At 40.3% G+C, this 15,997-nt stretch carries 13 protein-coding genes; 8 read left to right on the forward strand and 5 right to left on the reverse strand.

The genetic code is table 11. The features are described 5' to 3' along the window. Positions 1-31: 31 nt before the first annotated feature. From uvrD to BKK54_RS00460, 5 genes are all read left to right on the forward strand, one after another. A complete protein-coding gene (uvrD, locus tag BKK54_RS00440; RefSeq protein WP_077540452.1) occupies positions 32-2,212 on the forward strand; it encodes a DNA helicase II in 2,181 nt (726 codons plus the stop codon). A 206-nt stretch (positions 2,213-2,418) separates the two neighbouring features. Then, positions 2,419-3,420 (forward strand): ABC transporter permease subunit, encoded by a 1,002-nt coding sequence (locus tag BKK54_RS00445; RefSeq protein WP_077540454.1) that lies wholly within the window; start codon positions 2,419-2,421, stop codon positions 3,418-3,420. A gap of 14 nt (positions 3,421-3,434) precedes the next feature. Further along, on the forward strand, positions 3,435-4,322 hold the full coding sequence (locus BKK54_RS00450) for an ABC transporter permease subunit (RefSeq protein ID WP_077540456.1): 888 nt from the start codon (positions 3,435-3,437) through the stop codon (positions 4,320-4,322). 8 nt (positions 4,323-4,330) lie between these two features. Beyond that, positions 4,331-5,332, forward strand: a complete 1,002-nt coding sequence (gene dppD / locus BKK54_RS00455) for a dipeptide ABC transporter ATP-binding protein (protein ID WP_077540458.1) — start codon at positions 4,331-4,333, stop codon at positions 5,330-5,332. After that, positions 5,329-6,315: a peptide ABC transporter ATP-binding protein gene (locus BKK54_RS00460; RefSeq protein ID WP_077540460.1), complete on the forward strand. Its 987-nt coding sequence runs from the start codon at positions 5,329-5,331 to the stop codon at positions 6,313-6,315. Before dppD ends, BKK54_RS00460 begins: the two co-directional genes overlap by 4 nt. Positions 6,316-6,363: 48 nt before the next feature. Here the strand turns inward: BKK54_RS00460 and BKK54_RS00465 are convergent, their stop codons facing one another. The 4 genes from BKK54_RS00465 to udk are packed head-to-tail and all read right to left on the reverse strand — an operon-like array spanning position 6,364 to position 9,967. Continuing rightward, entirely contained in the window at positions 6,364-7,542 is a 1,179-nt protein-coding gene (locus tag BKK54_RS00465; protein ID WP_077540462.1) for a sugar transporter, read from the reverse strand. Continuing rightward, the gene (locus tag BKK54_RS00470) at positions 7,542-8,732 is read right to left on the reverse strand and encodes a hypothetical protein (RefSeq protein ID WP_077540464.1); all 1,191 of its coding nucleotides are present in this window, start codon (positions 8,730-8,732) and stop codon (positions 7,542-7,544) included. The genes BKK54_RS00465 and BKK54_RS00470 overlap by 1 nt, the downstream gene beginning before the upstream one ends. Next, positions 8,733-9,317, reverse strand: coding sequence for a dCTP deaminase (gene dcd / locus BKK54_RS00475; RefSeq protein ID WP_077540466.1), 585 nt, complete (start codon positions 9,315-9,317; stop codon positions 8,733-8,735). A gap of 8 nt (positions 9,318-9,325) precedes the next feature. Then, positions 9,326-9,967 (reverse strand): uridine kinase, encoded by a 642-nt coding sequence (udk, locus tag BKK54_RS00480; protein ID WP_077418073.1) that lies wholly within the window; start codon positions 9,965-9,967, stop codon positions 9,326-9,328. Between the two features lie 165 nt (positions 9,968-10,132). Between udk and BKK54_RS00485 the strand changes: the two genes are divergently transcribed. The 3 genes from BKK54_RS00485 (at position 10,133) to fbpC (ending at position 14,653) form a co-directional block, all read left to right on the forward strand. Beyond that, positions 10,133-11,173: an ABC transporter substrate-binding protein gene (locus BKK54_RS00485; RefSeq protein WP_077540468.1), complete on the forward strand. Its 1,041-nt coding sequence runs from the start codon at positions 10,133-10,135 to the stop codon at positions 11,171-11,173. 318 nt (positions 11,174-11,491) lie between these two features. Continuing rightward, positions 11,492-13,543 carry an ABC transporter permease gene (locus BKK54_RS00490; protein ID WP_077540470.1) on the forward strand — a complete coding sequence of 684 codons (2,052 nt, stop codon included), beginning with the start codon at positions 11,492-11,494 and terminating at the stop codon, positions 13,541-13,543. Between the two features lie 60 nt (positions 13,544-13,603). Then, complete coding sequence (fbpC, locus tag BKK54_RS00495) at positions 13,604-14,653, forward strand: ferric ABC transporter ATP-binding protein (RefSeq protein WP_077540472.1); 1,050 nt, start codon at positions 13,604-13,606, stop codon at positions 14,651-14,653. A gap of 173 nt (positions 14,654-14,826) precedes the next feature. Here the strand turns inward: fbpC and BKK54_RS00500 are convergent, their stop codons facing one another. Beyond that, complete coding sequence (locus BKK54_RS00500) at positions 14,827-15,963, reverse strand: DUF2827 family protein (protein ID WP_077540474.1); 1,137 nt, start codon at positions 15,961-15,963, stop codon at positions 14,827-14,829. Positions 15,964-15,997: the final 34 nt, after the last annotated feature.

Consider the following 15,997-nt stretch of genomic DNA (forward strand, 5'->3'; position numbering starts at 1 on the left):
AACTGTAAATTTAAACAGATGAAATAATGTTATGGATATTTCTGAATTACTTGATGGTTTGAATGATAAACAGCGTGAGGCGGTGACCGCACCACTTGGCAATTATTTAGTATTGGCAGGGGCGGGCAGCGGTAAAACCCGTGTATTGACCCATCGTATTGCGTGGTTGGTGGCGGTGGAGAATATTTCCGAAGGTAGCATTATGGCAGTGACTTTTACCAATAAAGCCGCCGCGGAAATGCGTCACCGTATTCAAACTACATTGAGCCAATATTCCAACTCAAATTTATTTGGTATGTGGATTGGTACATTTCATAGTATTGCTCATCGCTTATTACGTGCTCATCATTTAGATGTCGGATTGCCGCAGGATTTCCAAATTTTGGATTCGGAAGATCAACTTCGTTTAGTGAAACGTTTGTTGAAATTACATAATTTTGATGAAAAAGCCTTTCCGCCAAAACAGGCTTGTTGGTATATCAATAACAAAAAAGATGAAGGCTTACGACCGCAAGAGATTGAGGATTTTAATGATCGGCAAGAGCGTGAATGGATTAAAATTTATCAGATTTATCAAGATACTTGTGATCGTACCGGTCTGGTTGATTTTGCAGAATTGTTAATTCGTGCTTATGAATTATTTGCTAAAAAACCGCTGATTTTGCAGCGTTATCAACAACGTTTTCAACATATTTTGGTGGATGAATTTCAAGATACCAACAAAATTCAATACCAATGGCTAAAAATTTTTGCAGGACAAACCGGCAAAGTCATGATAGTGGGTGATGACGACCAGTCTATCTATGGTTGGCGTGGTGCTCAGGTTGAAAATATCCAAAGATTCCTTAAGGATTTCAAGGGGGAAACTATACGCCTTGAGCAAAATTATCGTTCTACTGCCAATATCCTAAATAGTGCGAATGAATTAATCGCTAATAATGCGGATCGTCTCGGTAAGAATTTATGGACAGAGGGGGAAAAGGGCGAGCCGGTTGGTATTTACGCTGCCTTTAATGAACTTGATGAAGCTAAATTTGTGTCATCTCAAATTCAAGATTGGGTTGAAAATGGAGGGAAGTTGGATGATTGTGCGGTGCTTTATCGTAGCAACAGCCAATCCCGTGTGATTGAAGAAGCCCTAATCCGTTGTCAAATTCCTTACCGTATTTATGGGGGGATGCGATTCTTTGAACGCCAAGAAATTAAAGATGCGTTGGCTTATTTACGCTTAATTAATAACCGTCAAGATGATGCGGCTTTTGAGCGTGTGATCAATACGCCACCTCGTGGCATTGGTGATCGCACCTTAGATATTTTGAGAAATCTAACTCGTGAGCGACAAATTACCTTATGGCAAGCGATACAGGTTGCGATACAAGAAAATATGCTCACAGGTCGTGCTAGCACAGCTTTGTTACGTTTCCAAGAGCTGATTAATTCCTTGTCATTGGATACAGCAGAAATGCCACTTTTTGCCCAAACGGATTTTGTAATTAAACATTCCGGTTTGTATGATATGTATAAGCAGGAAAAAGGTGAAAAGGGTGAAGTGCGGATAGAGAACTTAGAAGAGTTGGTTAGCGCTACTCGTGAGTTTGTGAAACCGGATGATGCTGATGAGATGACGGAACTTACCGCCTTTTTAACCCATGCGTCCCTTGAAGCAGGAGAAGAGCAAGCCTCTCCTCATCAATCTTGTGTAGAAATGATGACATTACATTCGGCCAAAGGGTTAGAATTTCCACGGGTATTTATGGTGGGCGTTGAGGAAGGACTATTTCCGAGTTTTCGCTCTTTTGAAGAACCGGGACGACTAGAGGAAGAACGCCGTTTGGCCTATGTGGGGATTACGAGAGCAAAGCAAAAACTCACGATTTCTTATGCGGAAAGCCGCCGTTTATACGCAAAAGAAGAGCGACATTTGCCTTCCCGTTTTATTGCTGAGTTACCACAAGAATGTATCCAAGAAATCCGACTGCGGGGAACGGTGACACGTGCAATGAATTTAGCCAAAGTCGGATCGCTGGCACAGTCGATAGAAAGTGAAAACGGTTGGAAAATGGGACAAAAAGTCAAACATGCAAAATTTGGTTTGGGAACGGTGATCAATGTTGAGGGGTGTGACAATAATACAAGGTTACAAATTGCGTTCCAAGCACAAGGTATTAAGTGGTTAATCGCACATTTGGCAAAATTGGAGAAAGTTCGGTAGATTTTATTCCTATATTAAAGGGTGTTTTGATTCAGCAATGAAAATTGGTATATTCTGGAAAAGAATGATTAATAGCAATTGGTGATTTGGAAAAATTAGAAAAAGTGCGGTAGAATCCAAAGGCATTTTATTTTGAGTCTAAAGGCTTTATTCTAAAAGTGCGGTGAAAATGACCGCACTTTTCCTTTTTGTTACAGAGTGATTGAATGTTTAAATTTATCTTCAAACGAATTTTAATGGTGATTCCAACTTTTATCGCTATTACTTTTGTGACCTTTGCACTCGTGCATTTTATTCCTGGTGATCCGGTAGAGATTATGATGGGTGAACGGGGTTTAACACCTGAGGTTCATCAGCAAATGATGCACCAATTAGGCTTGGATCTCCCTTTATATCAGCAATATTTCAACTATATCGGTAATGTGCTTCAAGGTGATTTTGGTGCATCATTTCGAACCCAACAGCCTGTTCTTACCGAGTTTTTTACCCTTTTCCCCGCGACGGCTGAATTGGCTTTTTTTGCGCTATTTTGGTCGCTACTCGGTGGTGTGATTCTGGGTACTATTGCCGCGGTAAAAAAAGATAGCTGGCTCTCTCATACTGTGACTACCGTGTCATTAACCGGCTATTCAATGCCGATTTTTTGGTGGGGCTTAATCCTTATTTTATATGTGTCCCCTTCCTTGGGTTTACCACAAGGGGGGCGTTTAGAGAACGATTTTTGGATAGACACACCAACAGGTTTTATGCTGATTGATACTTGGCTTTCCGGTGTACCGGGTGCTTTTAAAAATGCAGTGAAATCCTTGATTTTGCCTGCTATTGTATTAGGCACAATACCGCTCGCCATTATTACACGAATGACCCGTTCTGCTATGTTGGAAGTGCTAGGCGAAGATTATATTCGTACGGCGAAAGCGAAGGGGCTAAGTTATACTCGTATTGTGATGGTACATGCTTTGCGTAATGCATTGATTCCGGTCGTGACCGTGGTGGGATTAATTGTTGGTCAACTGCTTTCCGGTGCGGTATTAACGGAAACTATTTTCTCATGGCCGGGTATTGGGAAATGGATCATTGATGCGATTCATGCACGTGATTATCCGGTGCTACAAGGCTCTGTTTTAATTATTGCCACGATTATTATTGTGGTGAATTTAACCATTGATTTACTTTATGGCGTGGTGAACCCGCGTATTCGTCATTAATTGTAGGAGAAAGAATGACAGACAGGATTTCAATGTTAGCGCCTAGAACACCTCTACAAGAATTTTGGTTCTATTTTAGACAAAATCGAGGGGCGCTTATCGGGTTAATTTTTATTTTAATTGTGGCGTTAATCAGTCTATTTGCTCCCTACATTGCGCCTTTTGATCCCGCTGAGCAAAATCGCACGGCCTTATTATTACCGCCTGCTTGGTATGAGGGAGGGAATGCGGCTTATTTACTGGGCACTGATGATATCGGCCGTGATATTCTCTCCCGCATTATTTATGGGACGAGAATTTCAGTTTTTGCCGGATTCATCATCGTACTCCTTTCTTGTTTATTAGGCACAAGTTTAGGCTTGGTGGCCGGTTACTATGGAGGGGCATTGGATACAGTTATTGTGCGCTTAATTGATATTATGCTCGCTATTCCAAATTTACTACTGACGATTGTTGTGGTTTCAATTCTTGAACCTTCTCTAGTGAATGCTACCTTGGCCATTGCGGTGGTTTCCATTCCAAGTTATGTCCGGTTAACCCGTGCGGCAGTGATGAATGAAAAAAATCGTGATTATGTGACCTCATCTAAAGTGGCAGGAGCTGGCATTTTACGTCTGATGTTTATTGTGATTTTGCCTAATTGTTTAGCTCCCCTTATTGTGCAAATGACGATGGGAATTTCTAATGCCATTTTAGAACTTGCTACCCTTGGTTTCCTTGGTATTGGTGCGAAGCCTCCAACACCTGAACTCGGTACTATGCTTTCAGAAGCCCGTAGTTTTATGCAGGCGGCGAATTGGCTTGTGACGATTCCGGGTTTAGTGATTTTATCCTTGGTATTGGCATTTAATTTAATGGGTGACGGTTTACGTGATGCCCTCGATCCAAAACTCAAACAATAGGGGTGAGAATGGCATTATTAGAAGTCAAAGAACTTTCAGTTCATTTCGGTGAGAAAAACACTGCCTTTAAAGCGGTAGATCGGGTGAGTTACCAAGTGGAACAAGGCGAAGTGTTAGGCATTGTTGGTGAATCAGGTTCTGGTAAATCCGTCAGTTCTCTCGCCATTATGGGGTTAATTGATTATCCAGGGAAAGTCTCGGCAGAGTCTTTAATATTTGAGGATAAAGATTTATTAACACTGAGTGCTAAAGATAAACGCTCTCTCATTGGTGCGGATGTAGCGATGATTTTCCAAGATCCGATGACCAGCCTGAATCCTGCCTATACCGTGGGGTTTCAAATTATGGAAGCGCTAAAAGTCCACGAAGGTGGTTCAAAACAATCACGTCGTGAACGCACTTTGGAATTATTACGTTTGGTTGGTATTCCCGATCCGGAATCCCGTATTGATGTTTATCCTCATCAACTTTCGGGCGGAATGAGCCAACGGGTGATGATTGCCATGGCAATTGCCTGTAAACCAAAGCTATTGATTGCCGATGAGCCAACTACGGCATTAGATGTGACGATTCAAGCGCAAATTGTGGATTTATTACTCGATTTACAGAAAAAAGAATGTATGTCGTTAATCTTAATTACCCACGATCTTGCACTTGTTGCCGAAGCGGCACATCGAATTGTGGTGATGTATGCCGGTCAGGTGGTCGAAGAAGGGCGGGCTGAGGATATTTTCCGCGAACCTAAACATCCTTATACGCAAGCATTATTGCGATCTTTACCTGAATTTGCAGAAGGCAAATCTCGCTTGCAGTCGTTACCGGGTGTTGTTCCAGGACGTTATGACCGGTCAAGCGGATGTTTATTGAATCCTCGTTGCCCTTATGCAACGGAATACTGCCGACAAGTTGAACCGGAATTACATCACATTGGTGATCGTAAAGTGAAATGCCATACACCACTGAATACTAATGGTGAACCGATTAAATGGCGTAAAGGAGATAATCAATGACAAATCATATCAAAGAGAATGCCCCTTTACTGAATGCGATAGGGTTAAAGAAATATTATCCGGTTAAAAAAGGCTTCTTTGCCAAACCTCAGCTGGTGAAGGCTTTAGATGGCGTTTCTTTCCAACTAGAGCGAGGGAAAACCCTGGCAGTGGTAGGGGAATCTGGTTGTGGTAAATCCACGTTGGGGCGTTTGCTTGCGATGATTGAGCAGCCCACAGAGGGGGAATTGTATTACAACGGACAGAATTTTTTAGAGAATAATTCGGAAACCAAAGCCTTACGCCGTAAGAAAATTCAAATTGTTTTTCAAAATCCTTATGCCTCGTTGAACCCGCGTAAGAAAATCGGTTCAATTTTGGAAGAACCGTTAGTCATCAATACCAAACTTTCTGCTCAAGAGCGTAAAGCAAAAGTACTTTCTATTATGGAAAAAGTGGGATTACGTCCGGAATTTTACGATCGTTATCCTCATATGTTTTCCGGTGGGCAACGCCAACGCATTGCTATCGCGCGCGGTTTAATGTTAGAACCTGACATTGTAGTAGCAGATGAACCGGTATCTGCGTTAGATGTTTCCGTGCGGGCACAAGTGCTCAATTTGATGATGGATTTACAGGAGGAATTGGGGCTTTCTTATGTGTTCATTTCCCACGATCTTTCCGTGGTGGAACATATTGCTGATGAAGTGATGGTGATGTATCTCGGGCATTGTGTGGAAAAAGGCACAACGACACAGATTTTTTCTAATCCACAACATCCTTATACCCAGGCTTTGCTTTCGGCTACGCCACGTCTCTCCCCTCATTTACGCCGTGAACGTATTAAATTAAGTGGAGAATTGCCAAGCCCGATTAACCCACCAAAAGGCTGTGCTTTTAACCCCCGTTGTTGGAAAGCCACTGAAAAATGCCGTGAAGAAAAACCAATATTATCTTCTTATTCGGATGGCAAGCTGATTGCTTGTTTTCACGTTGATGAATAAAAACAACAAGGGAAACGACCGCACTTTGATTAAAGTGCGGTTATTTTTTTAAATATTTTTCTGCGGATAGCGAAATTGGAAAACAAGAAAAATTGTTAACCCGATAATCCCCAATATTGCACCACTCAATCCGATGTATTCCAATCCCACATAATTCATGATTTGACTGCCTAATAGCGCACCGGCACCGATTCCCGCATTAAATATACCTGAATAAATGGCGGTGGCGACATCAGTGGCATCGGGAGCAAGTTTCAGCACCTGCATTTGTAGTGCCAAACCGATACAGGAAATACCGATTCCCCAAATAAAAGCAAGGGAAAATATTGTAGCTATATAGTGGGTTGAACCGAGCAAAAGTGTGAGTGAGACAATGAATAATCCCATTGCGCTGAGAACAAATTTTTTGGGGTTGAAGCGGTATAACCGATTAAACAGTAAGCTGGCACTAATGCCTGACAAGCCAAATACAAGGAGGATTATCGTGGTAAGATTTGGTGCTAGTTGTCCAATTTGAATCATAAAAGGTTCAATATAGGTATAGGCGGTAAAATGTGCCGAAATAATGAGTGCTGTTGTGAGATAAAGTCCGATTAACAATGGGCGTTTGGCGAGAACGGGTAAGCTGGCAAGTGAGCCGGCATTCTTACTTGGGAGACGAGGTAAAAGCTGAATAATTAAGAACATCGCCAATAGTGCTAGGAGGGCTATAATGCCGAAAGTGACCCGCCAGCCGACAAGCTGACCAATTAAACGTCCGAGAGGTAGGCCTAAAATTGTGGCAAGGGACGAACCAATTGCTAACATACCGAGCGCTTGCGTTTTTTTATTTTTGGGGGCGATTCTCATCACGAGAGAGGCAGTAATGGACCAAAAAATAGAATGAGCCAATGCAATACACATACGGGCAATCAGCAATACCCAAAAGTTCCATGCAATCACAGAGAGGATATGCCCGATAATAAAAATCACAAAAAGTTTAATGAGTAAACTTTTCCGTTCCATTTTTCCTGTCGCCAACATTGCCGGTAAAGACATCACCAGTACAGTCCATGCATAGACTGTCATCATTAGCCCGGTTTCAGCGGTTTGCATATCAAAGCTTTGAGCAATATCTGTCAGTAATGCAACTGGCACAAATTCTGTTGTGTTGAAAATAAATGCGGCACAAGCCATGATGATGACTCGCCAAGTTTGGATTTTTTCAGCTTGCTGGTAAAAGGACATTATTTTAATTTCTCTTTAATGAGATGTTTTAATTGTTTCCGAAAATCTTTATTTATTTCCAGTTTATACTGGGGAGAATAGCAACTATCAAAAAAGCGAATAGTCAGTTTAAGGTTTTGGTATTTTTCATTCGTTGCAGAAAGGTTGAGATTAATATCGCATTGCATGGTATGCAAATCAATCGTCCCATTACCCTCGCCTAAAAGTGCGGCTGTTTTTAGGCTGATTTTATTGACAGTTAATAAATTATTTTCGAGGTTCAATGATGAGATAAAGGTTTGGTAGGCAGTATTCATACTTTTCCCTTGTAAAAGTTCATCATTGTAATTAATTGGAAAATACTGTGTGGCGAGGTCAAGTAAATTTAGCCCCAAAAGCTCGCCATCCCGTGCATTAAAATCAAATTTTCCTTGTGTTAATTCTGAATTGAAAAAGGTAAGTTGGACATTAAAATCAGTCGTACCCGTCATGGTATTAGGAAAGCTCAATAAGGTGAGTAAGCGTTCCATTGGGAAATTTTTACCGGAAAATTTGACCGCACTTTTTTGTGCAAGGCTGTTGAATTTTAGTATCGCTAAACAATCGGTAGTACAGTAGGGCTTGATATAGGCAGCCAGTATTTTTTGTGGTTTAGAAAAATCACTGTGTACCTCGATATAGTCCAATGGCTGCCCATTTAAAGAGACACCATCAAATTGGAGTAAAGATTCGTTGCCTTGATTTAGGGCAATCTTTCCTTTAGTAAAAGCAAGATTAAAGGTGGTATTTCTACCGTAAATCGGTTTTTCAAGTTCAATTGAGATTCGATTTTCCCCATTAAAAGAAATACTTTTTGCCAATAATTTTTTCAGTGAAAAATCTGAAAAATACATGGTTATTTTGGCAGAATTGAGGCTTTTTTCCCCTACTTTTGCTTGCGTTATAGCGAGCTGTTCAAGTTTTGGATCGCCGAGAATTAAGGGTAAAAATGCCAATCTTCCCTCAATTTGTTTGAGGGAAATCTCATGATAGTTGAGTTGCTCAATAGAAAAATAAGGTTGAGGAAAGAGATTAAACTCAAGGGATTTTACTTGAATATTGTGTTGGGCTAATTGTTCGGTGAGTTGTGTTTTAGCTTGTTGAAGTTGGATGTAAAAAAAAGCAAAGATCGCAACAAGCACGATCAACAGGCTTATTGCGATCTTTTTCATTTATTTATCCTCATCAATGCGACTTGCCACGGCATTTTGTTGATTTCGATATTTCGCATCTTTACGGCGATTATAAGGGCGTGCAGCCTCCCCGCTTAACACTTCAAAACTGAGTGCACCGATCACCATATTCGGGCGTAAGGCTAAAGGCAATTTACCGGAATTGTAAAACTCCAGCACGATTTTTCCTTCCCAACCCGGATCAATACGGTGAGCGGTGACGTGTACCATTAATCCCAAACGAGCAAGGGAAGACCGCCCATCTAGCCAGCCAATGATATTCGCCGGTAATTTGACGGATTCTAAAGTGGTTGCCAAAGCCAATACGCCGGGGTGTAGAAAAAAAGCTTCATCATCAGGAATGATAATTTCATCACTCATGACCGATTCTAATTGTGCCGAGACTTCTTCTTTCGGCCCGCTTAAATCAATATAAGGCGCAGAATGTTCACGAAATACCCGAAAAGAATTACCCAGACGTACATCAATGGTTGCACCGTTAATTTTGTCATTAGCGGGACGAGGGGTTAAAGAAATAATGCCATCATCAAGATAGCGTTCAATATCGGTATCACAAAGACGCATAATTTCTCCTATTTTTGGTTTAATAAATGAAGAATTTGAGCTTTTAACATATTGATCGCAATGCGGTTTTTACCACCACGAGGAATGACAATATCAGCGTATTGTTTAGACGGTTCAATAAACTGTAAGAACATTGGACGCACGGTTGAGCGATATTGGTCGATCACAGATTGAAGTGAGCGTCCACGTTCTTCCATATCACGTTGCAAGCGGCGGATAAAACAAATATCCAACGGGGTATCCACAAAAACGGAAATATCCGCTAATTGGCGTACTCGTTCATCAGTGAGTAATAAAATACCTTCTAAAATAACGATGCGTTTAGGGGTGAAGTGCGTGGTTTCAGCGGTTCGAGTATGCTCTACATAGCTATAGACGGGAATATCCACCGCTTTATTGGCTTTTAAATCTTTTAAATGTTGAATGAGTAAATCACGATCCATCGAGTTAGGGTGGTCATAATTGGTTTTTACGCGCTCGCTCATTTCTAAATGGCTTTGGTCTTTATAGTAACTATCTTCTGCAATAATACCGATTTGCTGACAACCTAATTCGTTACAGAGTTCTTTGTGAACAGTAGAGGCAATAGAACTTTTTCCTGAGGCAGAGGCGCCGGTGATAGCAATGATGATACAAGATGAATCTGGCATAAATATAACCTAGAGGCTGATAAAATTGCCTGAATTATAAAGAAAAGTGCGGTCAATTTCACCTGTATTTTATGCCATCAATTCACAAAATTGTGAGGAGAGTCACGGTATTCTTCTTCGTTTTCACGTAGTATTTTGGCGTTTTTCTTCAGATAGGAGTTGATTATGACATTCAATAAAATTTCTCTTTCTATTTCAACCGCACTTTTAGCGGGCGGTTTAATGATATCTTCAGCTGTAAATGCAAAAGGTCGATTAGTGGTGTATTGTAGTGCTACGAATATTTTGTGTGAAACCACCACAAAGGCTTTTGGTGAAAAATATGATGTTAAAACGTCGTTTATCCGCAATGGTTCGGGCAGTACCTTTGCAAAAGTCGAGGCGGAAAAAAATAATCCGCAAGCGGATGTGTGGTTTGGCGGTACCTTTGATCCGCAAGCGCAAGCGGCAGAATTAGGGTTGATTGAGCCCTATAAGTCTAAGTATATTGATGAAATTGTTGAATCGTTCCGTGATCCAGCAAAAACGAAAGGTCACTATGTCTCCGCCATTTATATGGGGATTTTAGGTTTTGGGGTGAATACCGAGCGTCTTGCTAAACTAGGTATTAAAGAAGTCCCGAAATGTTGGAAAGATTTAACGGATCCAAATTTAAAAGGTGAAATTCAAATCGCCGATCCGCAAAGTTCCGGTACGGCTTATACTGCCATCGCGACCTTTGTACAACTTTGGGGAGAAGATAAAGCCTTTGATTTCTTTAAACAATTACATCCAAACGTATCACAATACACCAAATCCGGCATTGCACCATCACGCAATGCGGCACGGGCTGAAACCGCAATTGGCATTGGTTTTTTACACGATTATGCACTAGAAAAACAGCAAGGCGCACCATTAGAATTAATCGTACCTTGTGAAGGAACGGGTTATGAATTAGGCGGAGTGAGTATCCTTAAAGGTGCTCGAAATCTTGATAATGCCAAATTATTTATAGATTGGGCACTTTCGAAAGAAGGACAGGAGCTGGCTTGGAAGAAAGGGGAATCTTTACAGATTTTAACCAATACCACAGCTGAGCAATCTCCGGTAGCATTTGATCCGACCAAACTCAATTTAATCAATTACGACTTTGAAAAATATGGTGCGACAGAAGAACGTAAACGTCTTATTGAAAAATGGGTTCAAGAGATTAAATTAGCGAAATAATATTCTGAAAGTGCGGTTGAAAATTACGGTATGATGTAGCAAATGCACAAAAATAGATATTTCAACGACATGTAGGGACACACTGCGTGTGTCCACTATAAAATCAAATCATTTCAATATGTTAAAATTCGGACACACGCAGTGTGTCCCTACAAGCTAGCTAACCAGAAAACAGATTTGTGTAACTGCTGCAGAATACTGGAAAATTATCAATTTTTGACCGCACTTTGATCTTGTTTTATAAATATGAGATGAATTTGTGGCGTGAGTCTCTCGTATATACTACAGAAAACGCCAAATAGCCTTGCGGAGGTATTAATGAGAAAGCAGGCGCTTTTTGAAAGCAATTGGTTTTGGATTGCTATTGCCCTAATGGGGTTCGTTTGTTTGCCTTCTACGGCACTTTATTATGGCATCGCTGAATCAACTCCAGAGGAACTGCTGGAGGCGATGGGATGGATGGCTCCTAATCTTAGTTGGTTTTGGTTCGGTACATTATTGCTGATTCCTGTTATCTCGCATTTTTTCAGGCAGAAGGCTCGCCAACAAGGATTATTTGAATTTCTGCTGATTTGTACAATTGTTACATTTATCTTTATCTCAGCAACACTTGCTAAAATGAGTTTAGGTTATTCAATTTTTATTTTGCTGGTGTCATTGATTGCTATGGCAACGAATGCTCTGGCAAAAATGAAAATAATGCAAGGTGATAAATTTATCATCGCTTCACTTATCAGTATTGTATTGATGATTTTCTTTTTTATCGTCTATCCTACCTTGGCAATTTTTATTTCTATGTTTTATGACGGTTCGGAATTTGTTCCAACCCAATTCTTAACAATCCTTGAACAGCCCTATATTATTCGCATCATTTTCAATTCATTGAGTGTGGCGGCAACGATTGGTATTTTGGCAACGCTATTTGGTTTAATTTTTGCCCTTTATACGACACGTATCGCCAAACGTACCGCTTTTATCGGTAAAATTTTCTCCATTTTACCGATTGTTACCCCGCCGTTTGTGGTGGGATTAGGAGTAACGTTAATGCTTGGACGTTCAGGTTATGTAACGCAATTTTTAGTGGAGTATCTCGGCTTTAATAACAACTGGTTATACGGTTTTACAGGGATTGTCATTGCTCATACACTGGCATTGACACCCATGTCTTTTATGATTTTGGAGGGGGCGCTTAAATCTGTTCACCCTTCCATTGAAGAAGCCTCATACACTTTGCGTGCGAACCGTTATCAAACCTTTTTCAATATCATTTTCCCATTATTGAAACCGGCACTGGGTAACTCATTCCTTGTGGTTGCCATTCAGTCTTTAGCGGATTTTAGTACGCCATTGGTGCTTGGCGGTAGTTTTGATGTCATTTCCTCACAAATTTACTTCTTTATTGCAGGCTCACAACTTGATTATGCTTCAGCCAGTACACTGGGGAGTTTATTACTTATTTTCTCGCTATCCATTTTCGTGATCCAGTATGTATGGATAGGTAATCGCTCCTATGTGACAGTTTCCGGTAAATCTTATCGTGGTGATGTGCAAGATCTGCCGAATCTTATGAAATACGCTATTATGCTGATTTTAGGTTTTTGGGTGTTATTCAATGTGGTTCTCTACGGCAGCATTTTCTACGGCAGTTTTACCGCTAATTGGGGCGTAGATTACACATTAACTTTCAAACATTATCTTGCGCTATTTGGTCAAGGTTTTAGCGATGGGGCTTGGCCGTCTCTTATTCAAACCGTATTGTTTTCCGCCGCGGCAGCTCCAATTACGGCGCTCTTTGGGTTATTGATTGCCTACATTACTGTACGCCGTGATTTTAAAGGGAAGAAGACGTTAGAATTTCTCACCTTACTTTGTTTTGCCGTACCGGGTACGGTTGCGGGGGTGTCCTATATCCTTGCTTTTAATAGCGCACCGATTTATATCACAGGAACGGGATTAATCATTATTCTTTCTATGGTAATGCGTAATATGCCGGTAGGAATGCGAGCTGCGATTGCAGGATTGGGACAATTAGATAAATCCCTCGATGAAGCCTCTCTCTCACTTAAAGGCAGCTCATTTAAAACCCTTGTATTTATTGTGCTGCCATTGCTTAAGCCGGCATTATTATCTGCATTAGTCACCAGTTTTGTCCGCTCTATGACAACAGTGAGTGCTATCGTCTTTCTTGTCACTGCCGATACCCGTGTTGCGACATCTTATATTTTAAATAGAGTAGAGGACGGTGAATATGGTGTGGCGATTGCCTACGGTTCGATTCTCATTGTCGTCATGATGGCGATTATTCTATTTTTTGACTGGCTCGTGGGGGATACCCGCATTAGTCGATCCAAAGCGAAAAAAATGAATTAAGCACCGTCTGAACATCTATAAAAGTGCGGTATAAAAATAAATAGTTTTTAAAAGGTAGTAATGATGAACAACGATTTTTTAGTATTGAAAAATATCACCAAAGCATTTGGTAAGGCTGTCGTAATTGATAATTTAGATTTAACCATTAAACGTGGCACAATGGTGACCTTGCTTGGGCCGTCCGGTTGTGGCAAAACGACAGTATTAAGATTGGTGGCAGGGTTGGAAAATCCCACAAGTGGTCAAATTTTTATTGACAGTGAAGATGTAACGAAATCCTCCATTCAAAATCGTGATATTTGTATTGTGTTCCAATCTTATGCTTTATTTCCGCATATGAGTATTGGCGATAACGTGGGTTACGGCTTAAAAATGCAAGGTGTGAGCAAACAAGAACGCACTCAGCGGGTCAAGGAAGCCCTCGAATTGGTGGATTTAGCCGGTTTTGAAGATCGCTATGTGGATCAAATTTCCGGCGGGCAACAACAGCGTGTGGCGTTAGCCCGTGCTTTAGTCCTGAAACCAAAAGTCTTGCTATTTGACGAGCCGTTAAGTAACTTAGATGCGAACCTTCGCCGTTCTATGCGTGAAAAAATTCGTGAATTACAACAACGATTGGGTATCACGTCCTTATATGTTACTCATGATCAAACCGAAGCCTTTGCCGTATCTGATGAAGTTATTGTGATGCATAAAGGTAAAATTATGCAAAAAGCACCGGCAAAAGAGCTTTATCTTCGTCCGAATTCCTTGTTTTTGGCGAATTTTATGGGCGAGTCCAGTATTTTTGAGGGAAAATTACAAAATGATACGGTGGATATTAATGGTTATCAAATCACCCTTTTTAATACGGCACAATTTGGTTTGGCTGATGGAGAATGTTTGGTGGGGATTCGTCCCGAAGCGGTTTATCTAAGCAATGAAGGATCAGATAATCAACGTTGTGAGATTAAAAGTGCGGTCTATATGGGCAACCATTGGGAAGTGGTCGCGATTTGGGCAGGAAAAGAATTACTGGTGAATTGTAAACCGGAAGATTTTGAGGCTGATCTTAAACAAGCTTATATCAATCTCGCAGAACAGGGGATCTTCCTATTGAAAAAAGAGTAGGGTGATATATCAAAAAAGTGCGGTTAAAAAACAATATGAATTTTCGATATTATGTCGCAAATGCACAAAAATAGAAATGTTAACGACAGGTAGGGACACACTGCGTGTGTCCGTTATAAAATTAAATTATTTCAATACGTTAAAATTCGGATAAACGCAGTATGTTTCCTCTTTTACTGTTCAAATAAACGCTTAATTTCTTTTTCATATAAATAAATATTGACAGGATTGGTTGGCAACAATGAATCTAGATATTCTTTGGCTCGTTTAACATATTCTTCGTGATGCTGATCGTGGTTGTCAATGACATCTAATAACACTTTTGCACCTTCAAACGCATCAAATTGATCATAATAATAACCAACACCTTTAGGTAAAAGTTTAGAATTATGAATAAAAGGATAACCGCCATAAAGTGCATCATTATAAGCATAGTTAAGCCCATTTTCCCATTGATGGCTTAGCACCACATCAACATAACGGGTTAGAAAATCGGGCATTTGATAGCGGCTTTCAACTGTCATCACATTATCCTTAACAATACGGGTACGCCCAATAAAATTAAAAAATGTCGGATTATCTTTTTTATCGTAGGTATTGCAAGCATAAAAATGTTTAATTTTTTCCGGTGAAGTACGGTATGCCTGCTCACAAATGAGAATAGGCGTAAAACTTGTTTTAACCACATTAATATTCGCCTCAAAACAGGCTATCCGCTTTGATATATTCTGATTTGGACGATAACCAAAAGATAATTGGTGCTGATTTTTGAGCCTTTCTATTACCTTATCGCAAAATATTGGTGACCAAATAGCAGGAACAACGTAAGCCGGACTAGAGTACATGATGGAAAAATAAGATCGGCACGTATTTTCATGTTGTGGAATTAGCCAAACACTATCAAAAGTTGTACCGTTAAACGTTCGACCAGCGGGCTTATCAAATAAGAAATATTCCATGTCCATAATAAAATCATTACCTATTTTATAGGTTACAACTTTTCCACCATGTTTATGTATACGATCACGTTGGTGTGGCTCAATAGTCAGTGTTCCCTCTATAAGCACATCTAATTCATCAATGACATCTTCAATATAGGCAAATTTAAGATTTAAGTCATCTAACATAAAACCGGCGGGAGGCTCTGTTCGTTTTTCCGGTCCCCAAGAAACTAACACAACATCTTCAATAATTGTGGAGTGCTGAAATAAATGAAACAAATGGATAATATTTTGATTGGCACCATTTGCCCAAATATCAGTGACTTTGCTTTCTAAATTAAAAGTTATACCAATTTTATATTTACGCATACGAAGTTAATCAGATAAAAAAAGAGCTTTATTT

This window comes from Rodentibacter genomosp. 1, assembly GCF_001999285.1.
Classification (GTDB): domain Bacteria; phylum Pseudomonadota; class Gammaproteobacteria; order Enterobacterales; family Pasteurellaceae; genus Rodentibacter.